The following is a 25,590-nucleotide window of genomic DNA, read 5'->3' as shown; positions in this document are numbered from 1 at the left end:
ATTGTTCTTTATATCGAACGATAAGTCAATATATTGGAAATGTGCATGCGTAAAAATGTCTCCCCACCCGCCGAGCCGCCCCGCGTAGGCGACACCCTGGCGGCGCTGCGCCAGGCGCAGGCCTTGTCGTTGGACGCTTTGTCGCGCAAGGCCGGGGTGTCCAAATCCATGCTGTCGCAGATCGAGCGCGCCCAGGCCAACCCCACGGTGGCCGTGGTCTGGCGGCTGGCGAACGCGCTGGGGGTGCCGCTGGGCGACCTGCTGGCCTCCGCGCCCGCGCCGGCCGCGCCCGCCATCACCGTGGTGCCTGCCCACGCCACGCCGTCGCTGCGCCACCCGGACGGGGGCTGCGAGTTGCGCATCCTGGGGCCCATCGACCTGGCAGGCCAGTTCGAGTGGTACGCGCTGACCGTCCAGCCCGGTGGCGCGCTGGAGTCGCAGCCGCACGAGGCCGGTACCCGCGAACACCTGACGCTTTTGGCCGGTGCGCTGGATGTGGTGTCTGGCGATGCCCGGCAGCACCTGGCCCCGGGCGAAACCGCCCGCTACGCTGCCGACCGGCCCCACGCCATCCGCAATCCGGGCCGCACCGAGGCCACGGCCTGGCTGGTGGTGGTGCATGCCGGGTGAGCGGGGAAGGGCGCGGTTTAATTTTTGTCCCCATTCCATAATGCAACAAATTGCAACGGTAATTACTCCATAATTTACGACCAGCCAGGGTGTACTGTGGGGCATTCCGGTTTCTTGAGGGCACATACATGCAGGGGTCGTGGTACGGAATAGTTTTCCCACGCTGCCAGGGCTACCGGCGGGTATGCCGCGCCTGACAGCCGCGCCTGCACCGCCTGGCACCGGCCTGTTCGGGCTGGGCCGCTCCATGGGGCATTTCATGGGTCGCTACCCGCGCACCGTGGGCATGGTCTGCGGCTACGCGGCAGGGCTGGGCATGGCGCTGGTGGTGGTGCTGGCGGCCTTGCACCTGCGGATCCAGGCCATCGACAGCGGCCACGGGCAGGTGATTGCCAGCATGCAGGAGTTGCAGGCCGACATTGGCTTGCTGCTGGACGAGCTCAATACCTCCTACGCCCCGGTGTGCACGGCCGACAATCTGAACCGGCTGCGCAGCCTGATGTTCTCCCACCGTTACGCACGCGACATCGGCCTACTGAACCCGCAGCGCCAGTTGTTTTGCACCACCAACATCGGCTTGCTGGAGACCCCCAGCGCCGCCGCCGAAGGTGGTATCCAGGGCTCCATCGGCCACTACTACCTCAACGCCCCCCTGCCTTTGTCGCAGGAAACGGTGCGGGCCGCCCTGGTCGAGCGCGGGCGCTTCCAGGTGGTGATGCAGCCCAACGCCACCCAGGACATCCGCAAGCGCTATGCCGATGCCATGTGGGCCGGGCGCGCCAACCAGCGCACCCGGGTCTACCAAAGCGCCCGGGGTGCGTGGACGGACCGCCTGGTCACCCCGCAAACCCCGCATCTGCAGCTGGATGTGGCCCGGGCCGTAGTGCGGGTCACGACCACTCTGCCCGGGGTCAGCCCGATCTCGGTGCAGTCGGTTCTGCTGCCCCAAGACCTGTACCAGAGCCATGGCGAGGTGCTGGCCGGGGCCGCCCTGGTGTGCCTGCTGCTGGGTCTGCTGGTGCAGGCTGCAGTGACGCAGCGCTGCCGCCATTTCCAGTCCATGGCCTACCGCATCCGCTTTCTGTGCCAACCGGCGAATGTGGTCTGCCACTACCAGCCCATCATGGACCTGGCCACGGGCCAGCCGATCGGCTGCGAAGTACTCGCCCGGCTGGAGGACGCGGGCCAATTGGTCTACCCCGACCATTTCATTCCGGCCTTGATTGCCGACAATCGCACCTGGGCGTTTGATGCCGCAGTCAGCACCCGGGCGCTGCAGGAGCTGGGTGCGGCCCTGCCCGCGCGCGGGCCGTTCAAGGTGGCGCTGAACTTCTTTCCGCAAAACCTGCGCCGCGATGCCATCGAGCCGCACCTGCGCGCCAGCCTGCAGGCACTGGGCCGCAGCGACCTGCAGGTGGAGCTGGAAGTCACCGAATACAACTTTTCTCCCGAGATCGTGCCCGAGCTGCAGCGTCTGAAGGCCGACGGCTACTACATCTCGATCGATGACTTTGGCACCGGTTATTCCAACTTGGGCATGGTCAAGCGCGTCGCGCCCGACTTTTTGAAGATCGACAAATCGTTTGTGTTCGAGATGGAAGACGCCAGCCTGCGCTCCAGCCTGATCCCGGAAATCATCGCCATCGCCAAAGCTGTGAACAGCCAGGTGGTCGCCGAAGGCATCGAAAACGCCGCCCAGGCCGCCCAGTTGCGCGCCTTGGGCGTACCCTTTGGCCAGGGCTATTACTTTGCCAAGCCCATGCCGCTGGAGGCTTTTTTGGCCTACCTGCGGGCCTGCGATGCGGGGGCTACACCCCCAACTCTTTGAATACCTCCTTGGCGGTGCGGAAGCTGTCGATGGCGGCCGGTGCGCCGCAGTAGATGGCGGTTTGCAAAAACACCTCCTTGATCTCGTCCTGGCTCACGCCGTTGGTCAGCGCGCCGCGCAGGTGCAGCTTGAGTTCGTGCGGGCGGTTCAGGGCGGTCAGCATGGCCAGGTTCAGCAGGCTGCGGGTTTTGCGGTCCAGGCCGGGGCGGTTCCACACATCGCCCCAGGCGTACTGGGTCACCAGCTCCTGGATGTCGCGGGTGAAGGCATCGGCATTCTGGATGGCCGCGTCCACATACTCGGCGCCCAGCACCTCGCGGCGGGTTTTCAGACCTTGGTCAAACAGCTCTTGGTTCATGGGGGCTCCCGTCAAAAAAGATGCGCCACTCTACGCGATGTGCTGTTGCAGCCCCTCGACCAGGGCGTCGAAGGTGGCGCGGCAGCGCGGGCTGTGGCGCAGGTTCTCGTGCATGGTGATCCAGGTCTCCAGCGGCAGGCTGACTTGCCCGGGCAGTAGCCGCACCAGATCCGGCTTGCGACGGGCCAGCGCCACCTGGCAGATGCCGATGCCGGCCCCGGCTTGGATCAACGCCCAGTGCGCGAGGTCGCTGTCGCTGCGCAGCGTCAGCAACCCGGGGCGGCAGGGCGTGGACCACCAGTGGGCTTATCTGCCGGATGTGGCGCGCACCATGGTCACGCTGCTGGCGCGGCGTGGCACGTTGCAGCCGTTTGCCAGCTTCCACTTCGCTGGCCACTGGGATGCCGATGGCTGCCAGATGGCCGAGGCAGTCTGCCGCGTGGTGGCCCGGCGCACGGGCGCTGCGCCGCGGGTGGCCGCCTTCCCCTGGTGGTTGCTGCGGTTGGCTTCGCCTTTTGTGGAGACGCTGCGCGAGATGCAGGAAATGCGCTACCTGTGGCAGCAACCGGTGCGGCTGGACAACACCCGGCTGGTGGCTGTGCTGGGGCGCGAGCCGCATACCGCGCTGGATGCGGCGGTAGCGGCGACGCTGGAGGGCCTGGGTTGCTTGCCGGTGGCCCAGGCTGAACCGAGTTTGCTATTGAATCAGTAGCTGCTTGCGCTGGTAAATATTGCGCTAGGCCCTGTTTTCATGCATGAAAATCAAGTGTAGCGTTTGCTGCGCAGGTTGTTCTTGATCTCCTGCAACTTGGGCTGCAGGGTCGAGCCGCCGATGCGCAGGGCCACGCAGGTGGCCAGGATGTCGATGATCAACAGGTGCAGCAGGCGCGACACCATGGGGCTGTAGCGCTCGTAGCCTTCGGGGTGGTTGGCGGCCAGGTGCACATGGCCGGCAGCGGCCAGGGGGGAGCCGCTAGTGGTGATGACGATGGTGGTGGCACCGTTTTTGCGCGCGATGTCGCAGGCATCCATCAGGTCGCGGGTGCGGCCCGAGTTGGATATCACCACCACGCAGTCGCCCGGGCCGAGCATGGATGCGCCCATCACCTGCATGTGGCCGTCGCTGTAGGCAATGGCGTGCACGCCCAGGCGGAAGAACTTGTGCTGCGCGTCCTGCGCCACGATGCCGGAGTTGCCCGCGCCGTAGAACTCGATGCGCTTGCCGGTCTTGTAGGTCTCGGCCAGGATCTCGGCGGCTTTTTCCAGCGCCGTGGTGCTGGCTTCATTGCGGTATTTGAGGAAGGCGGCGACGGTGTTGTCGATCACCTTGACCATCACATCGCTGGTCTTGTCGTCCAGGTCCACGCTGCGGTGGATGAAGGGCACGCCTTCGCTGACACTGCCTGCCAGCTTGAGCTTGAAGTCGCTCAGGCCGTCGTAGCCCATGCTGCGGCAAAACCGCACCACGGTGGGCTTGCTGACGTGGGCGCGGTCAGAGAGCTCGCTGACGGGCAGGTTGGCAAAGGCGCGCGGGTCGGCCAGCACCAGCTTGCCCACCCGCTGCTCCGCTGGGGCTAGCGACGAGAGGGAAGCTTTGATACGGTCGAGCATGGATTAGGACTCTTCGCTCCAGCAGTAACCGTCGCGCGCAATCATGGCGCTGGAAGCGCTGGGGCCCCAGGTGCCAGCCACATAGGGGCGTGGACCTGCGGCGTCGTTCTTCCAGTGTTCGATGATGGGTTCGACCCAGCGCCAGGCTTCTTCTTGCTCGTCGCTGCGCACAAACAGGTTCAGGCGGCCGTCCAGCACGTCGAGCAGCAGGCGCTCGTAGGCGCCCACGCGTTCCGCGCCGAAGCGTTTGTCAAAGTCCAGATCGAGCTGCACCGGGGCCAGCGACTGGCTGGCGGAGCGGCTGCGGTTGCCCTGGGCTTGCGCCAGCAGGTGCAGCTCCAGCCCGTCCTTGGGTTGCAGGTTGATGACCAGGCGGTTCGCCGCGCCCACCGGGGCGTTGAAGATCGGGTGCGGGGTCTGGTGGAAGTTGACCACGATGTGCGCATCGCGTCCGGCCAGGCGCTTGCCGGTACGGATGTAGAAGGGCACACCGGCCCAGCGCCAGTTGGCGATTTCGGTGCGCAGCGCGACAAAGGTTTCGGTCTGGCTCTCGGGGTTCACGCCCAGCTCTTCACGGTAGCCGGGCACCGCCACGCTGCTGGACTTGCCCGCGCTGTACTGGCCGCGGATCACGTGCTGCGACAGGGTCTCGGCCGTCCAGGGCTTGAGCGAGCGCAGCACCTTGAGCTTTTCGTCGCGGATGGCATCGGCGTGCGAGTTGATCGGCGGCTCCATGCCGATGGCGCACAGCAGTTGCAGCGCGTGGTTTTGCACCATGTCGCGCAGGGCACCGGTGTTTTCGTAGAAGGCACCGCGCTTTTCCACGCCCAGGTCTTCGGCGATGGTGATCTGGATGTTGGCGATGTGCTCGCGCTTCCACAGCGGCTCGAACAAGGCGTTGCCAAAGCGCAACGCAAACAGGTTCTGCACCGAGGGCTTGCCCAGGTAGTGGTCGATGCGGAAAACCTGGTTTTCCTTGAAGCAGTGGCGCACTGTTTCGTTGATGGCGCGGTTCGAGGCCAGGTCGTGGCCCAGCGGCTTTTCCAGCACGATGCGGGTGTGCGGGGTGTTCAGGCCCGCGGCGGCCAACTGCTCGCAGACGGTGGTAAACAGGCCGGGTGCGGTGGCCACGTACATCACCACCGAGTCGGCGCTGCGGGTGTCCAGAATGGACTTCAGCGCGGAGTAGTCATCGGGCTTGGACAGGTCCATGCGCTGGAATTCCAGCAGGGCGGCAAAACGCGCAAACTCTTCGGCGTTGGGGCGCTTGGACTCTTCGACGCTATTGAAGCGCGACTGGATCTGCTCGCGGTACTGCACATGGCTCAGGTCGTCGCGGCCCACGCCGATGATGCGACCGCCTTCGGGCAAGGTGCCGTGGCGGAAAGACTGGAACAGGGCGGGCATCAGCTTGCGCCAGGCGAGGTCGCCGGTGCCGCCAAACAAGACGAGATCAAAGCTCATAGTTTTCATCCAAAAGAGGCAAGACTTACGCAAATCCCGGTGCGCATCCAAAGGGCTGCACACCGGGCATTGCGCCAGTCCCGTGGGGGTCACGACCGGTGCTGTGCACCGGTCCCAAGGGTGGTCGCCAATGTAACTTAGTTTCAGGTTTCTGAAAATATGGGCATGGAAAATAGTTTTTTTATGGGCTTTCCTCAGTGTTTTCCCGGTTGCAGCGCTTTCAAACTGCGGTCTAAGCTGGGTTGGTAATCTTATTACTCAAATATTTTCCATGAATAAAATTGTATACAGTGCAACTCTGGCTTTTTTGGCAGCGACAGCGGCGGCACCCGCCCTGGCACAGGGCCAGATCAACATCATTTGCTCGGCCCAGGCCGAGGGCTGCAACATGATGGGCACGGTCTACACACGCATCACCGGGGTCAAGGTCAACATGTCGCTCAAAGGCTCGGGCGAAGCACTGGCGCAGCTGATGGCCGAAAAGGAAAACCCCAAAACCGACCTCTGGTACGGCGGCACCGGCGACCCGCACATGCAGGCCGCCGAGCTGGGCCTGAGCACCGAGTACAAGTCCGCCATGCTGCCCCAGCTCTACCCCTGGGCGCAGCAGCAGGCCCAGCAGTCGGGCTACAAGACGGTGGGCATTTACTCCGGCCCGCTGGGTTTTGGCTACAACACCGAGCTGGTCGCCAAGAAAAAGCTCTCCATCCCTAAAACCTGGGCCGACCTGCTCAAGCCCGAATACAAGGGTGACATCCAGGTGGCCAACCCGGCCTCCAGCGGCACGGCCTACACCATGATCGCCACCCTGGTGCAGCTGATGGGCGAAGACAAGGCGTTTGACTACCTCAAGGGCCTGCACAAAAACATCAGCCAGTACACCCGCACCGGTGTCGGCCCGATCAAGGCCGTGGCGCGGGGCGAAACCGCCGTGTCCATCAGCTTTGTGCACGACGCGCCGGGCGAGAAGATGCAGGGCTTTCCGGTCGAAACCATGACCCCCACCGAAGGCACCGGCGCCGAAATCGGCTCCATGAGCCTGGTCAAGGGCGCGCGCAACCTGGAGGCCGCCAAGAAGTTCTACGACTGGGCGCTGACCCCCGCCGCCCAGGAGCTGGCCGTGGCCGCCAAGCAGTTCCAGCTGCCCAGCAACAAGTCCACCAAGCTCGACGAGCGCATGCCCGACTTCAAGAAAATCAAGTTCATCAACTACGACTACGCCAAATACGGCGCCAGCGCCGAGCGCCGCCGCCTGATTGCGCGCTGGGAAAAAGAAGTCAACTCCTTGCCGCGCTAGACATGCGCCGTGGGTGTCCGCCCGCCCCTTACCCCCGCCCTCTCCCCGAAGGGGCGGGGGAGTAAGCCACTGGCCCGCATTTCTCCCTCCCCCGCCGGGGGAGGGCCGGGGTGGGGGCCTCACTTCCGTTTCCTTTCGTTCGCCGCGCCCGCGCAGCCGCGAACCTGCGTTTTCAAGGTGATTGTTTGAATCCAAATTCCAATTTCGCGATCCGGGTGTGGATCGTCATCGGGCTGCTGGCCTATGTGGGGCTGCCCTGGTATGCGCAGCAAGACAGCAGCTGGGTGTCGGTATGGGGCCAGGTGTTTGCCGGGCCGGAGGCGGGCAACGGGCTGGTGCAGGCGATTCTGTATGGCCGCAAATGGCTGCTGCTGGGCGTGGCGGGCTTGCTGCTGGCCACCGTGGGGCTGGGTATGCCGGCGGGCAAGCAGCAGGGCGGCTGGCTGGTGCTGGGCGGTGGCCTGGGCGCGCTGGGGCTGGTGGCCAGCGGCTTTGTGATCCGCGCCAAGGGCTGGGCGTTCGAGGCGCTGAACGGGCAGTTTGGCGAGCTGGCAACGAACCAGTTTGGCATCGGCATCGGCGGCAGCGTGGCGATCGTGGCCTTGCTCATGCTGGCGGCGTTTGGGCTGGCGCGCTGCGGCTATTTCAAGGGCGACCTGTTTGTGGCGGCCAGCGTGGTGGGCTGCGGCGCGCTGTTGTTGCTGTTCATCGCGTATCCGGTGACCAAGGCGCTGGTTGGTGCGTTCTTGAACGAAGACGGGCAGTGGTCGCTGGCTGCGCTGGCCGACCGGGTGGGCAATGAGCGCATCTGGGGCCTGGGCTGCGTGGCCGGGGGGCTGCGCTGCGGCGTGGCCTGGAACACGCTGGCCCTGGGCCTGTTGACGGCCAGCGGCACGGTGGTGCTGGGCACCATGATGGCGCTGATGGCCGAGCGGGGGGCGGCGCGCCTGCAAGGCCCGCTCAAGCTGCTGGCCATGCTGCCCATCATCACCCCGCCGTTTGTGGTGGGGCTGGGGCTGATTTTGCTGTTTGGCCGCGCGGGCGTGGTGAACCAGCTGCTGGAGTCGGCCTTTGGCATCGAGCCCACGCGCTGGTTTTACGGCATGTTCGGGGTGTGGATTGCGCAGATGTTTGCCTTCACGCCCATCGCCTTCATGATCATGCGCGGCGTGGTGCAGGGCGTGGCCCCCAGCCTGGAAGAGGCCGCGCTCACCCTGCGCGCCGACCGCAGCAGCACCTTCTGGACCGTCACCTTGCCCCTGCTCAAGCCGGGGCTGGCGAACGCGTTTTTGGTGGGCTTCATCGAGAGCATGGCCGACTTCGGCAACCCGGTGGTGGTGGGCGGGCAGTTTGCGGTGCTGTCCACCGAGATCTTTTTTGCCATCGTGGGCGCGCAGTACGACCAGGGCAAGGCGGCTTCGCTGGCCTGGATACTGACGCTGTTTGCGCTGGCGGTGTTTGTGGCGCAGCGCGCCTTGCTGGGCAAGAGCAGCTTTACCACCGTCAGCGGCAAGGGCGACTCCGGCCTGCCCATGCCGCTGCCCGACGGGGTGCGCCGCAGTATTTACGCGGTGGCGCTGCCGTGGATGGCGTTTACCGTCATCGTCTACCTGTTTGCGTTTGCGGGCGGCTTTGTGCAGACCTGGGGCCGCGACTACACGCTGACGCTGGGCCACTTCAAGACCGCGTTTGCGCTGGAGTGGGGCCAGTTTGGCCTGCAGTGGGTGGGCACGGCCTGGAATTCGCTGTTCACCACCTTGCAGCTGGCGGGTGCCTCGGCGCCCATCACCGCGCTGCTGGGCCTGCTGATTGCCTACCTGCTGGCGCGCACCGAGTTCAAGGGCCAGGGCCTGTTCGAGTTCATGGCGCTGCTGGCCTTTGCCATTCCGGGCACGGTGCTGGGTGTGAGCTACATCCTGGCGTTCAACGTACCGCCGCTGGAACTGACCGGCACCGGGCTGGTGATCGTGCTGTGCTTCATGTTCCGCAACCTGCCGGTGGGCGTGCGTGCGGGCACGGCGGCCTTCAAGCAGCTGGACAAGTCGCTGGACGAGGCCTCGCTGATGCTGCGCGCCTCCACCCTGCAAACCCTCATCCATGTGGTGCTGCCGCTGCTCAAGCCAGCGCTGATTGCCGCGCTGGTCTACAGCTTTGTGCGGGCCATGACCACCGTGTCGGCGGTGGTGTTTCTGGTCACCGCCGAGAACGAGCTGGCCACCACCTACATCATTGGCCGGGTGGGCCAGGGCGACTACGGCGTGGCGCTGGCCTATTGCACGGTGCTGATCGTGTTGATGTCGGCAGCCATGGGGCTTATCCAGCTGCTGGTGGGCGAACGCAAGCTGGGGCGCCGCAAGAACGTGGCGCTGGCACCCGCCCACTGAATCTATACATTTATAAGAAATCGGGCTCCCATGCTTATTCCATGAGCGTGAGCAGCTACTAATTAAATAGCAACCAGGTTTTTCGCATGCAGCACGGCATTGAATTCAAAAACGTCACCAAGCGCTACGGCAGCGACCCTTCGGCTCCGCTGGCGGTCAAGGGCATCAGTTTTGTGGTGCCCAAGGGCTCGCTGACCACCATCCTCGGCCCCTCGGGCTGCGGCAAGACCACCACGCTGCGCATGATTGCCGGGCTGGAGTCGCCCACCGGCGGCCAGATCTTCATGGACGGCCAGGACGTGACCACGCTGGGCCCGGCGCAGCGCAACGTCAGCATGATGTTCCAGAGCTACGCGCTGTTTCCGCACATGGACGTGCTGGCCAACGTGGGCTATGGGCTGAAGATGGGCGGCGTGGGCAAGCCCGAAACCTTGCGCCGCGCCCAGGCCATGCTGACCAACGTGGGCCTGGTGGGTTTTGACGAGCGCCTGCCCAGCGAGCTCTCCGGCGGCCAGCAGCAGCGGGTGGCCCTGGCCCGCGCCCTGGTGCTGGAGCCCGCCGTGCTGCTGTTCGACGAACCCCTGAGCAACCTGGATGCCCGGCTGCGCCGCGAAATGCGCGAAGAAATCCGCGCCCTGCAGCAGCGCCTGCAGCTCACCGTGGCCTATGTGACGCACGACCAGAGCGAGGCACTGGCGGTGAGCGACCAGATCATCGTCATGCACCAGGGCCTGATCGCCCAAAGCGGCACCCCGCAAGACATGTACGAGCGCCCGCAGACCGAATTTGTGGCCGGTTTCATGGGCGAGGCCATGCTGTTCCCCGGCGAGGCGGCGGCCGACGGCAGCGTGCAGCTCGGGCCCCTGCGCCTGGCCCCGCGTCCCGGCGTCACGTCCGGCCCGGTAAAGGTGGCGGTGCGCCCCGAGGCCTGGCTGATCACCCACGGCGGCCCGGGCATGCTGGCCACGCTGCGCAAGTCGTCCTATCTGGGCAGCTTTTTTGAATACACCTTCGACACCGAGCTGGGCAGCATCTTCGTGGTCTCGCCCGATCTGGCCGACGTGCTGCCCCTGGGCACCGAGGTGGTGCTGCGCCTGGCCGACCATGGGGTGTCGGTGGTGGGGGTTTCGTAACCCGAATGATGCTGCGCACGGGTACTTACTCACACTTTGGGCATTTTTTGTTTGTACCATCGAAGGTTGCGCCATCCATGGCGCAACCGTTTTCAGCGATGGAACCCCGCGCTCTATTGGGTTCTGTAACCAAGTTACACGAAAGCACACCATGACCCAACTCGACTCCCTCAAGCAGTTCACCACCGTGGTGGCCGACACCGGCGACTTCAAGCAGTTGGGTGTGTTCTTGCCCACCGATGCCACCACCAACCCCTCGCTGATCCTCAAGGCCGTGCAAAAGCCCGACTACGCGCCGCTGCTGGCCGAGGCCGTAGCCAAGTACAAGGGCCGCCCGCTCGACGAGGTGTGCGACCGCCTGATCGTGCGCTTTGGCTGCGAGATCTTAAGCATCGTGCCGGGCCGCGTGTCCACCGAAGTCGATGCCCGCCTGAGCTTTGACACCGCCGCCACCGTGGCCCGCGGCAAGCGCCTGATCGAGATGTACGCCAGCGAAGGCATTGCCAAGGAGCGCATCCTGATCAAGGTGGCCTCTACCTGGGAAGGCATCCAGGCTGCCGCCGAATTGGAGCGCGCGGGCATCCGCACCAACCTCACGCTGCTGTTCAGCTTTGCCCAGGCTGTGGCCTGCGGCCAGGCCAAGGTGCAGCTGATCTCGCCGTTTGTGGGCCGCATCTACGACTGGTACAAAAAGACCGCCGGTGCCGCCTGGGTCGAGGCCGACATGGCCGAAGCCAAAGACCCCGGCGTGGTGTCGGTCACGCAGATCTACAACTACTACAAGCGCTTTGGCATCCAAACCGAAGTCATGGGTGCGAGCTTTCGCAACGTGGGCCAGATCACCGCGCTGGCGGGCTGCGACCTGCTGACCATCAGCCCCGACCTGCTGGCCCTGCTGGCCGCCAGCGACGCTCCACTGGCGCGCGCGCTGGATGCCCAAGCCGCCCAGGCCATGGACCTGGAAGAAGTGACGCTGGACGAAGCCGGTTTCCGCTTCGCCCTGAACCAGGATGCGATGGCTACTGAGAAGCTGGCCGAAGGCATCCGCGGCTTCGTCACCGATGCCATCAAGCTCGACAAACTGCTGCTGGCCGCTTAAATCCAAAAGACCCAAGAGGACAAAAATGGACGCACTCCACCGCCCCCGTTGTGACACCGTGCCCGCCTGGGCGCAACTGCAAGCCCAGTACGCTGCCAGTGGTGCGGCGCTGGACTTGCGCACCGCCTTTGCCGCCGACCCGGGTCGCTTTGCCGCCTTCAGCCAGGACGCGCCCCACGTGTTCGCCGACCTGTCGAAGAACCGTATCGACGCGGCCACGCAGAGCCTGCTGTTCGACCTGGCCCGCCAGACCGGCGTGGAAGTGCTGCGCGACGCCATGTTTTCCGGTGCCAAGATCAACACCACCGAAGACCGGGCGGTGATGCATTTCTTGTTAAGAAAAAGTGCTCCCACGCCCGCCAATCCAGCGCAAGCAGCTATCAAAAATGATTTTTCCGAGGTGCACGCTACCTTGGACGCGATGCTGGCCTTTGCCGAAACCACGCGGGCCGACGCGGCCATCACCGACGTGGTCAACATCGGTATTGGCGGCTCCGACCTGGGCCCGCTGATGGCCACGCTGGCGTTGGATGCGTTTGCCACGCCCACCAAGCGCATGCACTTTGTGTCGAATGTGGACGGCCACGAACTGGCTGCGCTGCTGCCGCGCCTCAAGCCCGACAGCACGCTGTTTTTAATCGCCTCCAAGACCTTCACCACCACCGAGACCATGACCAACGCCCGCTCGGCCAAGGCCTGGTTCGAGGCGCAGGGTGGCGTTGATACGGCGCGCCACTTTGCCGCACTCACCACCAATGTGGCGGCGGCCAACGCGTTCGGCATCAGCACCACCTTTGGGTTCTGGGACTGGGTGGGCGGGCGCTATTCGGTGTGGTCGGCCATCGGCCTGCCGGTGGCGATTGCCATCGGCGCGGCGCATTTCCGCGACTTTCTGGCCGGTGCCGAGGCCATGGACGAACACTTCCGCACCGCGCCGCTGGAGCAAAATTTGCCCATGCGCCTGGGTCTGCTGGACGTGTGGTACCGCAACTTCCACGGCTTCACCAGCCGCAGCATCGCCCCGTACCACAGCGCCCTGCGCCGCTTGCCCGCCTACCTGCAGCAGCTGGACATGGAAAGCAACGGCAAGCAGGTGGACATGCAGGGCCAGAAGCTGCCGTTTGGCACCTCCTGCGTGCTCTGGGGCGAGCCTGGCACCAATGGCCAGCACGCCTATTTCCAGATGCTGCACCAGGGCACCGATGTGGTGCCGGTCGAGTTCATCGCGGTCAAGAAGGCCCGCCACAGCCTGCCCGGCCACCACAACACCCTGCTGTCCAACGTGGTTGCCCAGGCCCAGGCGCTGATGGTCGGCAAAGTGGATGCAGGCGGCCACCGCAACTTCCCCGGCAACCGCCCCAGCACTTTCTTGCTGCTGGACGACCTGACCCCCGCCAGCCTGGGCGCACTGATTGCGCTGCAAGAGCACCGGGTGTTTGTGAGCGGCGCGCTGTGGGGCATCAACAGCTTTGACCAGTGGGGCGTGGAGCTGGGCAAGGTGCTGGCCAAGGACATCGAGCCGCGCCTGCAGTCGGGCGATGTGTCCGGGCTGGACGGCTCGACCGCAGGGCTGTTGGCCAAGCTGCGGTCGTGAAGGGCGTGGATGTGCGGCCAGGGCGCGGGTCGCGTTGACCCGAGCCTTTGAACGTTAACCCGCCAGGTTCAGGCGGTAGGCGTAGGCCTCGCCCCGGTAGGTGCTCTCCACATACTCGACCAGCTTGTTGTCGCTGCTGAAAGACTTGCGTTTGAGCAGCAGGCAAGGCGAGGGTGCGGCGTACTGGAAGGCCTTGGCTTCGGCTTCGCTGCTCATCACCGCTTCGATAGTTTGCTCGGCGGTGGTCAGGGTCAGGCCGCAGCGCTCTTGCAGGAAGGTGTAGACCGAGCCGCGGGTATCCCATTCGGCCATGGGCGGGGCCAGGGCCAGGTCATACCAGGCCACTTCGCGGGCCAGGGGTTGGCCGTCGGCCAGGCGGATGCGCACCAGCTTGGCAAACTTGTTCACCGAGGGCCGCCCGAAGATGGACGCAATCATGCGGTCCTGCACCACGTCGTGGGTCACCAACTGGGTGCTGGCGGCCAGGCCCCGTTCGCGCATATCGTCGGCGAAGCCTTTGAGTTTGCCCATCGGGTGGTAGTCTTTTTGCGCTGCCTGTACCTGGGTGCCACCCCGGCCATGGGTGCTGAGCAGGCGCGCGTGGCGCAGGTCGTTGTAGCAGCGTTTGATGGTGGTGCGGCTCACGCCCAGCGCTTCGGCCAGCACCCGTTCGGACGGCAGGTTGCTGCCCGTGGAAATGTCGCCGCCGTGGATCAGGTTCTGGATCTGACGTTTGAGCTGCTGGTAGTAGGGTTCCGAGGTGGTGGCGTCCAGGCGGAGTTTGGCCAGAATGCCGCTGGCAGCGGCACCTTTGGGAAGGGCCAGGGCGGCGGCATCGCGTGCGGGTGTCGTCGGGTTGTTCACTCGGTAGGTCCAAAAAATACCAGCGGCGTTGCTGGCCGGGCAATTTTGTTCCAGTCGTAACAATATGTGTATTTTGGGTTCGCGACATATTTGGGGTTTTGCCGACTAATCTGGCCTGCGCGGGCCGATTTGTCGCCCGCGTGACTCTGGCCAGGCCGCCAGATCAGCGTTGCCGGGCCTGCGACGGTGCCCCTGGCAAGCCCAATTGGTGCCAGGCGCGGCGCAATTGGGTATCGGAGCTGAAACCCGCCAGTTCTGCGGCGTGGTTGACGTTGTGGCCCGACTGCAGCGCCGTCTGCGCCACCGCCAGGCGGATGCGGCGCAGGTACTGCAAGGGTGCAATTTGCGCGTATTCCATGAACAAGCGGGTCAGGTGGCGCGGTGAAGTGTGGGCCATGTCGGCCATGCGTGGCACCGTCCAGCCCGCCCGTGGGTCCAGGCTGACGGCATCCTGCACCCGGTGCAGGGCGGGGTGCAGGTGGTTGCGGTAGCTTAAAAACGGCGACAGCTCGGGGTCGTGCGGGCCGCGCCGCAGCGCCACCACCATGGTCTGGGCGACCTGCGCCGCGATGGGTTCGCCGCAGGTGTCGGCAATGCGTTGCAGCACCAGGTCGATGCCGGTGGTCACGCCCGCGCTGCTGTAGACCGGTGCGTCTTCCACAAACACCCGGTTGGCCACCACCTCGCACTGCGGCTCCACGGCGCGCAGCTCATCCAGGTGCTGGTGGTGGGTGGTGACGCGGCGGCCCTTGAGCAGCCCGGCGTGCGCCGCCAGCAGGGTGCCCGCGCACACCGTCACCAGCTCCAGTTGGTGGGTGACCAGGCGCAGGCCGCGCAGCCAGTGCAGCACGGCGCGGGCCGGGGCGTTGTCGACCGCTATTGTTTCGCCGGGCAGGCCAACCAATACCACCCAGTGCGGCGTGGCGGGGCGGGCGGTCAGCGCGGTGGGCAGGGGCTGCAGCCCGGTGAGCTGCGCGCCGACCGAGGTGGCGGTGCTGCCATCCGGCCCGACAAATTGCAGCGCAAAACGCTCCGGCTGGCCCTGCGCCAGCAGGCATTGGTTGGCGATGCGCAGGGCTTCCGCCGGGCCTGCCCAGTCGAGGATCAGGCTGTTGGGCAGCAGCACGAAATGAACTTGGATCAGGGCTGGGGCTGCCATGCGTAGTCCATTTGCCGGGCCGTGCGGGCGGCCAGTTCGTGGCCCGCCAACTTGGCGACCAGGTGCAGGCACATGTCAATGCCCGCGCTGATACCCGCCGAGGTGGTGATGTGGCCCCGGTCATCGTTTTGCACCCAGCGCTTGCCGGTCTGCACCTGCAGGGCCGGGAACATGCGCTGCAGGTCGTCTACGTCTTCCCAGTGCGTGGTGACTGGGCCGTGGGTGAGCACGCCGCTGCGCGCCAGCAGGAATGCGCCGGTGCAGACGGCGGCCACGGTGGTGGCGGTGGCGGCGGTGGCGGCAATCCAGGCGAGGGTGTGTTCGCAGGCTATGGCGGCATCGACCACACCGCCGGGGACGACCAGCACATCGGTGGTGGTGCAGGCTGCAAACGTGCTGTCAGGAACAATGCGTAATCCGGCCCTTGCGCTTATGGAATCAGCGTGACGCGCTACGCATTGTGTAGCAAACAGCGGTGGGTCGTGGGGGTGGCTGCGGCCATGCACGCGGCTGGCGGTGGTGAACACTTCGTACGGCCCGGCAAAGTCCAGCGCTTCCACGTCGTCGAAGACCAGGATGGCAACTTGGTGTGTCATGCGGCGGCTCCGGCCAGGGCTTGCTCCACCGTGCAGATGCGGGCGAAGCGCTGGGTGAGGACGGCGGCGGTGCGGGCCATGATGTCGGCGGCGGGCAGTACCGTGCCGTCCAGGTGCTGCATGTCCCAGGTCAGCGTGGCTTCCAGGCAGTAGTCCACCGTCCAGCCCAGGTCGGAAGCGTGGCGGGTGGTGGTTTCGCAGCATTGCTCGGTGCGGATGCCGCTGACGATCAGGCGGCGGATGCCGTGCTGGGTCAGCCACACGTCCAGCCCGGTGCCGACCAGCGCACTGTGGCGGCTTTTGGTGAACGTGGCGGCAGGTTCGAACCCGGCCAGCCCCGCGATGGGCTGGATGTGGCCGGACTCGACCGCAAACGCGTTGTCGGCCGTCTTGGGGCCATCGACGTGGAAGATGCGCACGACCGGAATGCCCCGCGCCACGCAGCCGTCGATCAGCGCGTTTTGTTTCGCCAGGTAGCCGGGCAGCGTGGCCGGGGTGAAGTAGGGGCGTTGCCGAAAGGATTCTTGGGCATCGATCAAAATCAGACAGGTTTGCATAGTGTGTGGCCTCGGGTAGTGGTGGTTGCTAGCGCTCTATTCTTGGGCACGAGCGGCCCACAAGCCATCCACGATCAGCCCAGTTTCGATCATTTTCAGCCATGAACTGGATCGGAAATGAAAAAACCCCGCAGAGTTCGCACTCTGCGGGGTTTGGAGGAAGCTGTGGTCCCGGTCTTACAACAGGGATGCCAACCTCGTCGCGCAACGGGTGGCTGGGTAGGCGCATCGTCGTAGACAGTGGCAGAGCCGTGTCCGGTAACGCTTTGCAGCGTTACCGGAGGGCAAGACGGTGCAACACCCCCAGCCGCCCGTTTCGCGGCGACCCCGGATTACATGCCCATGTCGCCCATGCCGCCCATGCCACCACCCATGCCGCCGCCCATGCCGCCAGCACCAGCTTCGTCTTTTGGAGACTCAGCGATCATGGCTTCGGTCGTCAGCATCAACGATGCCACGGAGGCCGCGTTTTGCAGTGCAGTACGGGTCACCTTGGTTGGGTCCAGAATACCCATTTCGATCATGTCGCCGTAGGTGCCGTTGGCCGCGTTGTAGCCGTAGTTGCCCGAACCGGCCAACACAGCTGCCACCACCACAGAAGCTTCTTCGCCTGCGTTGTAGACGATTTCGCGCAGAGGCGCTTCGATGGCCTTCAACACCAGCTTGATGCCGGCGTCTTGGTCGGCGTTAGCGCCTTCGATCTTGCCAGCCGCTTGCTTGGCGCGCAGCAGAGCTACGCCGCCACCAGCCACAATGCCTTCTTCCACAGCAGCGCGGGTAGCGTGCAGGGCGTCTTCCACGCGGGCCTTCTTTTCCTTCATTTCGATCTCGGTGGTAGCGCCCACCTTGATCACGGCCACGCCGCCAGCCAGCTTGGCCACGCGCTCTTGCAGCTTTTCGCGGTCGTAGTCGCTGGAAGCTTCTTCGATTTGCACGCGAACTTGCTTGACGCGGGCTTCGATGTCGGCAGCAGCACCAGCGCCATCAATGATGGTGGTGTTTTCTTTGCCCACTTCGATGCGCTTGGCTTGGCCCAGATCGGCCAGGGTGACCTTTTCCAGGGTCAGGCCGACTTCTTCAGCGATAACCTTGCCGCCGGTCAGGATGGCGATGTCTTCCAGCATGGCCTTGCGGCGGTCGCCGAAGCCAGGAGCCTTCACAGCCACAACCTTCAGGATGCCGCGGATGGTGTTGACCACCAGGGTCGCCAGCGCTTCGCCATCGACTTCTTCAGCGATGATCAGCAGAGGACGGCCGGACTTGGCAACTTGTTCCAGGGTAGGCAGGAGTTCGCGGATGTTGCTGATCTTCTTGTCGAACAACAGAACAAACGGGTTGTCCAGCAAAGCGGCTTGCTTTTCTGGGTTGTTGATGAAGTAGGGCGACAGGTAGCCACGGTCGAATTGCATGCCTTCGACGACATCCAGTTCGGATTCCAGCGACTTGCCGTCTTCCACGGTGATCACGCCTTCTTTGCCAACCTTGTCCATCGCGTCAGCAATGATCTTGCCGATGGATTCATCGGAGTTGGCGGAAATGGAGCCGACTTGGGCGATTTCCTTGGAGGTGGTGGTGGCCTTGGAAGCCTTCTTCAGCTCGGCGACCAAAGCAGTCACTGCCTTGTCGATGCCGCGCTTCAGATCCATCGGGTTCATGCCGGCGGCCACGTACTTCATGCCTTCGCGGATGATGGCCTGGGCCAGCACGGTCGCGGTGGTGGTGCCGTCACCAGCCAGGTCGGAGGTCTTGGAAGCTACTTCCTTGACCATCTGCGCACCCATGTTTTGCAGCTTGTCTTTGAGTTCGATTTCCTTGGCCACGGACACACCGTCCTTGGTCACGGTGGGGGCGCCAAACGAGCGCTCCAGAACCACGTTACGGCCTTTAGGGCCCAGGGTCACCTTGACTGCGTTAGCCAAAATGTTCACGCCTTCAACCATGCGTGCGCGGGCTTCGCCGCCGAAAACTACGTCTTTTGCTGCCATGAGAATTTCTCCGGAATCAGTTAATGGGGGGATGGATTGGAAAGCGAGAAATTACTTCTCGACGACTGCGAACAGGTCGTCTTCTTTCATGACCAACAGTTCGTCGCCTTCGACCTTGACGGTCTGGCCGCTGTACTTGCCGAACAAAACGCGGTCGCCAACCTTGACGGTCAGGGCGGAAATTTCACCCTTGTCGTTCTTTTTGCCGGGGCCGACAGCCAGGATTTCGCCTTGGTCTGGCTTTTCAGCAGCCGAGTCAGGGATCACGATGCCGGAAGCGGTCTTGGTTTCGCTGTCGATACGCTTGACGATCACGCGGTCGCCGAGAGGACGTAGGTTCATGGAGTCTCCTAAAAATGGAACGGTAAAAAAAGGGCGTGGGGTCGGTGCTAGCACTCAACCCCTACGAGTGCTAATGATAAGGGCAAGTTGTGACGTTTCAAGGGCAAAGGCCAGAAATGCTATGCGGGCGGGGGCCGTTGCCAGCCGCTGGAGGCGCCCTTCGAAATCCGGAATTTAAAGAAAATAGGCCACCAGCGCTTATTCCATCGGCGTGAGAAGCTATTGATTTGATAGCTTCTGGCCCGTGCCGTACAGCCAGGGCAGATCCAGCAAGCGCTCACCGCCCAGCTGCATGGCCCGGTCCCGGCCCCAGCGCACCAGACCCGAGGCGTGGAAGATGCGGCCATTGCGGATGGCACGGGCCTGCACGCGTGCGTTGCGCTGCCAGCGTTGGCGGGCGTAGTGCGCCAGCGCGGCAGGGACGTCGGCACCGGGCTGCAGCGCGCTGGCCAGCACGGCGGCATCTTCGATGGCCATGCCTGCACCTTGGGCCAGATAGGGCCGCATCGGGTGGGCCGCGTCGCCCAATAGCGCAACCCGGCCTTGTGCGTGCTGGTGGGCTCCAGACATGGGCGGGCGGTCGCACAGCACCCATAGGCGCCAGGAGGGCACCGCCTGCAACAGGTCTTGCAGCGGGTTGCACACGCCTGCCAGGCTGGCACGCAGATCGGCGGCGTTGGCGCTGTGGTCCCAGTGCTCCAGACTGTTGTGCTGCGGCGGGAGCTGGCCGTGCACGATGGCCACGACGTTGAGCCAGTCGCCGCTACACACGGGGTACTGCACCACATGCAGATTCGGGCCGAGCCACGCGGTGACGTGCTGGGACCGCAGGCCGTGGGGCAGATCGGCCTGGCGCACCAGAGCACGGTAGGCCAGGTGGCCGGTGCTGCGCGGTGGGCCATCGTGCAGCAGCCATTGGCGCACGGGGCTCCACAGGCCGTCGGCACCGACCAGGGCATCGCCCCGGATTTCTTCCGTTGTGCTGCCGCGCGCTGCTACACCCGAAGCGTTCTGGCTGAAATGCTGCAGGCCGTGGTCGAGCTGCAACTGGGTGGGGGTTTGTTGTACGGCGGTGTGCAACAGGGCCAGCAGGTCGGCCCGGTGTAGCGTGGCGTAGGGTGCGCCGTAGCGCTGCTGCATATCGGTGCCCAGGGTCAGACGGCCCAATTCGCGGGCGCTCAAGGCATCGCGCACTTCCAAATGCTGGGGGAAGGCGGCTACTGCGGCCAGTGCGTCCTGCAGACCCCAGCCGTGCAGTAACCGGGTGACGTTGGGGCCGATCTGGACCCCTGCGCCCACTTCGCTCAAGGCGGCTGCTCGCTCATACACCCGGACATTCCACCCGGCCCGGGAACATGCCAAGGCGGCCGCCATGCCGCCAATACCTGCGCCTGCAATCAGTAAATGTTGAACCATGGAGCGATTTTGCCGCGCCCGAAGGGCGTTTCCTGCGCTGAGGCCGAAGCCCAGCCTGTAGCGCCCAGGGCTGCAACCTTCTAGGTTGGCCCGGCCGGAACCCGCCTACCTTGTGACCAATGCCTTGTTTGGGCCACAAAAGTGGCTAGGGCGCTTACCCTAGCGTCCCATTTCCGTCTCAAAAAAAGCCCATAATGCACCAGCCAAATTTACCGCTCATCGCAGTGGGCCCAAGCACTTAAAAATTCTGTCAAATGCGCTTTATATTCAAACCATATTCCATTAGACCAACCGATATTCGATGCGTTTTCTAAAAAATTTAGACACTGAACCCTGGTTAATTGACCGAGTTGTAGAGTTATTTCAGCTTTTGGGTGGCCGGTATGATTAAAATATTCAGCCATTATTTGCACCGGCGCACGCTCCAGCAAATTTTTTTCGATCTGGGGCTGATTATTCTGGCCGTTTTGACGGTAGCCATTTGGAAGGGTGAGGATTTCACCTCGGTGGTTTCCCTGTTGGGGCACGCTAGTTTGCTGTCGCTGGGCATGCTGGTGATCAATTCGGCTGTGGGCTTCTACCAGCGCATCCACAACCGCTCGTTGAACCAGTCGCGTGCGCGTGCGGTGTTGTCCCTGGTGCTGGCATTGCCACTGACATACGGCGTGTTTTCCCTGTTCCCCCAAAGCTCCACCAGCCGCGAAACCCTCGCGATGGCCGCGATGGTCGGCTTCGTGGTGGTGGTATTGCACCGGGTGTACGTGGTCCACTCGATGCCACAGTCCATGATGCGCCACCGGGTGCTGGTGTTTGGCACGGGGCCCCGTGCGGCGTTGGTAGGCAAGACCCTCAAGAATGAAGATCCCCATGTGGATGTGGTGGGCTACTACGCCAGCCCGAACGAGGCGGAGTCCGAGGTGTCGGCCTGGGGGATATTGTCCAAGCACAAGTCTTTGACCGATACCGCGCTCGAGCTGGAAGTGGATGAAATTGTGGTGGCACTGGTAGAGCGCCGGGGCGGCAGCATGCCCTTGCGCGAACTGCTGGATTGCAAGCTGCACGGCGTGCGGGTGGTGGATGTGGCCACGCATTTTGAGAAAACCAAGGGCCAGATCCGTCTGGATTCGGTAAACGCCGGATGGTTGATTTTTGGCGACGGTTTTAGCCAGGGTGGGGTGCGTACGGCGGTGAAGCGCCTGTTCGACATTTTCAGCGCCTTGGTGTTAATTCTGCTCAGCCTGCCCATCATGCTCATCACCATGCTGTTGGTGGTACTGGAAAGCCCGGGCCCGGTCTTTTACCGGCAGGAACGGGTGGGCTTCAATGGCCGGCTGTTCAATGTGGTGAAGTTTCGAAGCATGCGTGCGGATGCCGAAAAAGACGGCACACCCCGCTGGGCTGCCGCCAAGGATGACCGTGTCACGAAGGTCGGCAAATTCATCCGCAAGGTGCGTATCGACGAATTGCCACAGTTGTTTTGCGTGCTCAATGGCGATATGAGTATGGTCGGGCCACGACCCGAGCGGCCTTACTTTGTCGACCAGTTGACCCGCCAGATTCCTTACTACGCGGTCCGGCAAAGCGTCAAACCTGGTGTGACGGGCTGGGCCCAAGTACGCTACCACTACGGTGCCACGCTGGAGGATTCGGCTGAAAAGTTGCAATACGACCTGTATTACGTCAAGAACCACTCGCTGTTTTTGGACATCGTCATCTTGTTTGAAACCGTTGGCGTCGTGCTGATGGCAAAAGGTGCACGCTGAGGTGCTCCATACAGATGGTGCCGCACGCGGTATGAATCTATGGACAAACAAACCTTGTCTTTGACCTTCGCAGGCTACGCCCTGGTGGGTTTGGCGTACCTGGGTTTTGCTTTGCGCTTGTTGGCGATGGGGGCCGCGAGCGCACCCAGAAACAAATCCGCCTTGTATCTGCTGTTTGCGGTTGTTTTCTCTGCCTTGTGGGGTGCGTGCCAGCTTTTGTCCATCGTCAATCTGTGGTGGCTGTTGCTGGGCAATCTGGCCGATGTACTGCGCTACGGTTGTTGGTTTGGATTCATGCTGGCCCTATGTCGTTCCAGCCGAGACGGAAAGCTGCCTCCCGGGATGGCTTGGCTGCCCATGATGTCCGGGGTCTTGGTGGTTTTGAGCCTGACCACACAGACGCTTGCACCATTTGGTTTTTCCGCTATGGGCGATATGCGGGCGATAGCGTTGATGTGTGCCATGGCCCTTCCGGTCTTGGCGCTGGTCTTGTTGGAGCAGATCTACCGCAATGTGACCGAGGATTCACGCTGGAACGTCAAACCTTTGAGCTTGGGGCTGGCCGGCTTGTTCTTGTTTGACCTGTATTTGTACTCGCAAGCGGTTTTATTTAAGCACCTGGATGGAGACGCCCTGAGCGTACGCGGAGCGGTGCACGCATTGATGGTTTTGTTATTGCTGCTCTCCACCACCCGCCGTCGCGACTGGATTTCCAGCATCCGGATATCCCAAAAGGCAGCTTTCCATTCCGCGACCCTCCTGGTGGCCGGTGCCTATCTGATTTTCATTTCTGCCGTGGGTTACTACGTGCGGTACTTTGGTGGTGAATGGGGGCGTGCCCTGCAGGTAGGAGTGGTGTTTTCTGCCTTGATTGCGTTGATGGTGTTGGCTTTGTCGGGTTCTTTCCGAGCCAAACTCAGGGTGCTTGTCGGCAAGCACTTTTTCCGCTACCGGTACGACTACCGAGAAGAGTGGCTTAAATTCACACAGACACTGTCCAGCAACAATGCCCCCCAGGACATGGGGCAACAGGTGATTCGTGCACTGGCCGATATGCTTGACAGCCCCGGCGGTGGTCTATGGATGAAAAGCACTGGCGAATCGTCATTTCGCCAGACGGCCCACTGGAACCTAGCGGCGACTTCGGTAAAGGAAGATGCGGAGTCTTCGTTTTGTCAGTTTCTGGTGCGCAGTGGTTGGGTGATCAATCTGGAGGAGTACCGCTCGTTTTCCAAGCGCTATGGTGACCTGGTGCTGCCGGTGTGGCTGCAAGATGTCACGCAGGCTTGGCTGATCGTTCCCTTGACGGCAGGTGGTGAACTGATCGGTTTTGTCATTCTTGCCCGTGCCCGCACCAATATCGAGGTGAATTGGGAGGTCAACGATTTGCTTAAGACCGCCGGTCGCCAGGCGGCGAGCTATCTGGCCCAGATGCGGGCGACCGAAGCTTTGCTGGAGGTTCGCAAGTTTGATGCATTCAACCGCATGTCGGCTTTTGTGGTGCACGACCTTAAAAATATCGTGACCCAGCTGTCGTTGATGTTGAAAAACGCCAAACGCCTGCACGCCAATCCGGAGTTTCAGCAAGACATGCTGATGACCGTTGAAAATTCCTTGGACAGAATGCGGCAGCTGATGCTTCAATTGAGAGAAGGTGCCACGCCTCCAGGGACGGCAGTAGGTGTGGACTTGGGTGCCATCGTGCAAGGTATTTCTCTGGTCGCCTCCAAGCGGGGCCGCCACCTTGAGGTAACGCAGACTGACAGAATTGTCACAAGGGGCCACGAAGAGCGCCTCGAGCGGATCATTGGTCACATTGTGCAAAATGCTTTCGATGCCACGGACCCTTCCGGCCGTGTATGGCTCACGCTGGATCGGCATAACGGCCAAGCTCGCATAGAGATTGGAGACACCGGGCAGGGAATGAGCGAGGAATTTGTCCAGGAGCGCCTTTTCAAACCCTTTCAAACAACCAAGCAAGCCGGAATGGGCATTGGTGCCTATGAAAGCTTTCAGTACGTACAGGAATTAGGAGGCAAGATTCTCGTGAATAGTGCGCTAAATAAAGGAACGCTGGTGACGCTTTTATTGCCTTTGTTTGAGGTCCATCAGGGGTCAGATCTTCACATATTGGGTACCTCATGAGCTTAGATGCAGTACGTTCACTTTTGATCGTGGAAGACGATTTGGCCCTTCAAAAACAAATCAAATGGTCTGTGGACAAATTTGACTCAGTTACCGCCCATGACCGCGATAGCGCCATGGTGCAACTGCGTAGACACAGTCCGGCAGTCGTCACGATGGACCTGGGATTGCCGCCTGACGCGGACGGTGTGGCCGAAGGATTTCGCTTGTTAGAGCAGATCCTGACCGTGGAGCCGGACACCAAGGTGATTGTGTTGACGGGCCAAAACGACCAGGCGAACGCATTGCGCGCTGTGGCACTAGGAGCCTATGATTTTTTTGCAAAGCCGTTCGAGCCCGACCTGCTAAATCTGACCATCGAACGCGCCTTCAGGATGTTCGAGTTGCAGAAGGAAAACCGGCGCTTGCAGTCCATGTACCAGCCGGATGCCCTCACGGGTTTGATTACCCGCGATCCAGAAATGCTTCGGGTTTGCCGCACGATTGAAAAAGTCGCCAATACCACCGCCACCGTCATGCTCTTGGGTGAGAGCGGAACGGGTAAAGAGGTGCTGGCGCGGGGCCTGCACCAGGCATCGGCGCGTAAAAACGAGAAATTCGTGGCTATCAACTGCGCCGCCATTCCCGAAAATCTACTGGAAAGCGAACTCTTTGGTTACGAAAAAGGCGCATTTACAGGTGCCGCCAAAACCACGTTGGGCAAAATCGAGTTGGCCAACGGCGGAACTCTAATGCTGGACGAAATCGGGGACCTGCCTTTTTCGTTGCAGGCCAAGTTACTGCGGTTCATCCAGGAACGCACCATCGAGCGTGTGGGCGGGCGCCAAGAGATACCGGTAGATGTACGGATCGTATGCGCCACCCACCAAGACCTGAAAGCACTCAGCAAAGAGAGTCGCTTCCGCGAGGACTTGTACTACCGATTGGCTGAAATCGTCATCAATATCCCGCCTTTGCGCGCCCGCAAAGGCGATGCAGCTTTATTGGCATTTGCATTTGTACGGCGCTTTGCCCGGGAGCAAAATAGAGGTTCGTTGAATTTGAGCGAAGAAAGTGTGCGCCTGATCGAGCAGCACAATTGGCCCGGAAACATCCGGGAGCTTGAAAACTGCATCAAACGGGCAGTAATTATGTCCGACAGTAATCAGATTCTTCCCGAAGATATAGGCTTGGAGTCACAGTCTTCTGAGATATCCGACAAGTCACTGGATTTGAGAGCGGTGCGCGACACAGCGGAAAAAAACGCCGTCATTGCAGCTCTTGGGCGCGTCAATGGAAATATTGTCAAAGCAGCCGAATTGTTGGGCGTCAGTCGCCCCACACTATATGATTTGATGCATCGCCTTGGTTTGAAATAATTCATAT

General features: G+C 62.6%; 20 protein-coding genes and 2 pseudogenes. 11 read left to right on the top strand and 11 right to left on the bottom strand.

Going from position 1 to position 25,590, the window contains the following annotated elements:
* The first annotated feature begins 45 nt into the window (after positions 1-45).
* Positions 46-630 (top strand): helix-turn-helix domain-containing protein, encoded by a 585-nt coding sequence (locus AB3G31_RS17510; protein ID WP_367847350.1) that lies wholly within the window; start codon positions 46-48, stop codon positions 628-630.
* Between the two features lie 184 nt (positions 631-814).
* Positions 815-2,458, top strand: coding sequence for an EAL domain-containing protein (locus AB3G31_RS17505; RefSeq protein WP_367847349.1), 1,644 nt, complete (start codon positions 815-817; stop codon positions 2,456-2,458).
* On the opposite strand, the gene pcaC is transcribed toward AB3G31_RS17505, so the two are convergent.
* A complete protein-coding gene (pcaC, locus tag AB3G31_RS17500) occupies positions 2,439-2,816 on the bottom strand; it encodes a 4-carboxymuconolactone decarboxylase (RefSeq protein WP_367847348.1) in 378 nt (125 codons plus the stop codon). The two genes, AB3G31_RS17505 and pcaC, sit on opposite strands and share 20 nt — an antisense overlap.
* Before the next feature lie 30 nt (positions 2,817-2,846).
* Positions 2,847-3,083, bottom strand: a pseudogene (locus AB3G31_RS17495) (LysR family transcriptional regulator); the annotation flags it as partial.
* Between AB3G31_RS17495 and AB3G31_RS17490 the strand changes: the two are divergent.
* Positions 3,073-3,528: pseudogene (locus AB3G31_RS17490) on the top strand (hypothetical protein); the annotation flags it as partial. The pseudogenes AB3G31_RS17495 and AB3G31_RS17490 sit on opposite strands and share 11 nt — an antisense overlap.
* A gap of 50 nt (positions 3,529-3,578) precedes the next feature.
* Here AB3G31_RS17490 and AB3G31_RS17485 read toward each other — a convergent pair.
* Positions 3,579-4,427 carry a MurR/RpiR family transcriptional regulator gene (locus tag AB3G31_RS17485; RefSeq protein WP_367847347.1) on the bottom strand — a complete coding sequence of 283 codons (849 nt, stop codon included), beginning with the start codon at positions 4,425-4,427 and terminating at the stop codon, positions 3,579-3,581.
* 3 nt (positions 4,428-4,430) lie between these two features.
* Positions 4,431-5,891, bottom strand: a complete 1,461-nt coding sequence (gene zwf, locus AB3G31_RS17480; RefSeq protein WP_367847346.1) for a glucose-6-phosphate dehydrogenase — start codon at positions 5,889-5,891, stop codon at positions 4,431-4,433.
* Between the two features lie 271 nt (positions 5,892-6,162).
* Here zwf and AB3G31_RS17475 point away from each other — a divergent pair, with 271 nt between their 5' ends.
* The 5 genes from AB3G31_RS17475 to pgi all read left to right on the top strand — a co-directional run bounded on the left by AB3G31_RS17475 (position 6,163) and on the right by pgi (position 13,398).
* Entirely contained in the window at positions 6,163-7,188 is a 1,026-nt protein-coding gene (locus tag AB3G31_RS17475; RefSeq protein WP_367847345.1) for an ABC transporter substrate-binding protein, read from the top strand.
* 185 nt (positions 7,189-7,373) lie between these two features.
* Positions 7,374-9,572, top strand: a complete 2,199-nt coding sequence (locus AB3G31_RS17470; RefSeq protein ID WP_367847344.1) for an ABC transporter permease — start codon at positions 7,374-7,376, stop codon at positions 9,570-9,572.
* 86 nt (positions 9,573-9,658) lie between these two features.
* Positions 9,659-10,705, top strand: coding sequence for an ABC transporter ATP-binding protein (locus tag AB3G31_RS17465; RefSeq protein WP_367847343.1), 1,047 nt, complete (start codon positions 9,659-9,661; stop codon positions 10,703-10,705).
* Between the two features lie 151 nt (positions 10,706-10,856).
* Positions 10,857-11,804: a transaldolase gene (gene tal / locus AB3G31_RS17460; protein ID WP_367847342.1), complete on the top strand. Its 948-nt coding sequence runs from the start codon at positions 10,857-10,859 to the stop codon at positions 11,802-11,804.
* A 25-nt stretch (positions 11,805-11,829) separates the two neighbouring features.
* A complete protein-coding gene (pgi, locus tag AB3G31_RS17455; RefSeq protein ID WP_367847341.1) occupies positions 11,830-13,398 on the top strand; it encodes a glucose-6-phosphate isomerase in 1,569 nt (522 codons plus the stop codon).
* 54 nt (positions 13,399-13,452) lie between these two features.
* On the opposite strand, the gene AB3G31_RS17450 is transcribed toward pgi, so the two are convergent.
* From AB3G31_RS17450 to AB3G31_RS17420, 7 genes are all read right to left on the bottom strand, one after another.
* Complete coding sequence (locus tag AB3G31_RS17450; RefSeq protein ID WP_367847340.1) at positions 13,453-14,262, bottom strand: GntR family transcriptional regulator; 810 nt, start codon at positions 14,260-14,262, stop codon at positions 13,453-13,455.
* A 163-nt stretch (positions 14,263-14,425) separates the two neighbouring features.
* Complete coding sequence (locus AB3G31_RS17445) at positions 14,426-15,421, bottom strand: GlxA family transcriptional regulator (RefSeq protein WP_367847339.1); 996 nt, start codon at positions 15,419-15,421, stop codon at positions 14,426-14,428.
* Positions 15,403-16,017, bottom strand: coding sequence for a DJ-1/PfpI family protein (locus AB3G31_RS17440; RefSeq protein WP_367847338.1), 615 nt, complete (start codon positions 16,015-16,017; stop codon positions 15,403-15,405). The genes AB3G31_RS17445 and AB3G31_RS17440 overlap by 19 nt, the downstream gene beginning before the upstream one ends.
* Positions 16,014-16,574 carry an isochorismatase family protein gene (locus AB3G31_RS17435; protein WP_367847337.1) on the bottom strand — a complete coding sequence of 187 codons (561 nt, stop codon included), beginning with the start codon at positions 16,572-16,574 and terminating at the stop codon, positions 16,014-16,016. The genes AB3G31_RS17440 and AB3G31_RS17435 overlap by 4 nt, the downstream gene beginning before the upstream one ends.
* A gap of 332 nt (positions 16,575-16,906) precedes the next feature.
* Complete coding sequence (gene groL, locus AB3G31_RS17430; RefSeq protein WP_367847336.1) at positions 16,907-18,559, bottom strand: chaperonin GroEL; 1,653 nt, start codon at positions 18,557-18,559, stop codon at positions 16,907-16,909.
* Positions 18,560-18,610: 51 nt separating this feature from the next.
* A complete protein-coding gene (gene groES, locus AB3G31_RS17425) occupies positions 18,611-18,901 on the bottom strand; it encodes a co-chaperone GroES (protein WP_295951957.1) in 291 nt (96 codons plus the stop codon).
* Between the two features lie 219 nt (positions 18,902-19,120).
* A complete protein-coding gene (locus tag AB3G31_RS17420) occupies positions 19,121-20,317 on the bottom strand; it encodes an FAD-dependent monooxygenase (RefSeq protein WP_367847335.1) in 1,197 nt (398 codons plus the stop codon).
* Between the two features lie 467 nt (positions 20,318-20,784).
* Here AB3G31_RS17420 and AB3G31_RS17415 point away from each other — a divergent pair, with 467 nt between their 5' ends.
* From AB3G31_RS17415 to prsR, 3 genes are read left to right on the top strand one after another with little or no spacing between them, the layout of a single operon-like run.
* Positions 20,785-22,080 (top strand): TIGR03013 family XrtA/PEP-CTERM system glycosyltransferase, encoded by a 1,296-nt coding sequence (locus AB3G31_RS17415; protein ID WP_367847334.1) that lies wholly within the window; start codon positions 20,785-20,787, stop codon positions 22,078-22,080.
* Between the two features lie 39 nt (positions 22,081-22,119).
* Complete coding sequence (prsK, locus tag AB3G31_RS17410; protein WP_367847333.1) at positions 22,120-24,225, top strand: XrtA/PEP-CTERM system histidine kinase PrsK; 2,106 nt, start codon at positions 22,120-22,122, stop codon at positions 24,223-24,225.
* The gene (prsR, locus tag AB3G31_RS17405) at positions 24,222-25,583 is read left to right on the top strand and encodes a PEP-CTERM-box response regulator transcription factor (RefSeq protein ID WP_367847332.1); all 1,362 of its coding nucleotides are present in this window, start codon (positions 24,222-24,224) and stop codon (positions 25,581-25,583) included. Before prsK ends, prsR begins: the two co-directional genes overlap by 4 nt.
* Positions 25,584-25,590: the final 7 nt, after the last annotated feature.

It is taken from the genome of Rhodoferax sp. WC2427 (assembly GCF_040822085.1).
GTDB lineage: Bacteria > Pseudomonadota > Gammaproteobacteria > Burkholderiales > Burkholderiaceae_C > Rhodoferax_B.
The sequence above is the reverse complement of the archived record's forward strand: the minus strand, read 5'-3'. Positions and strand labels throughout refer to the sequence as shown.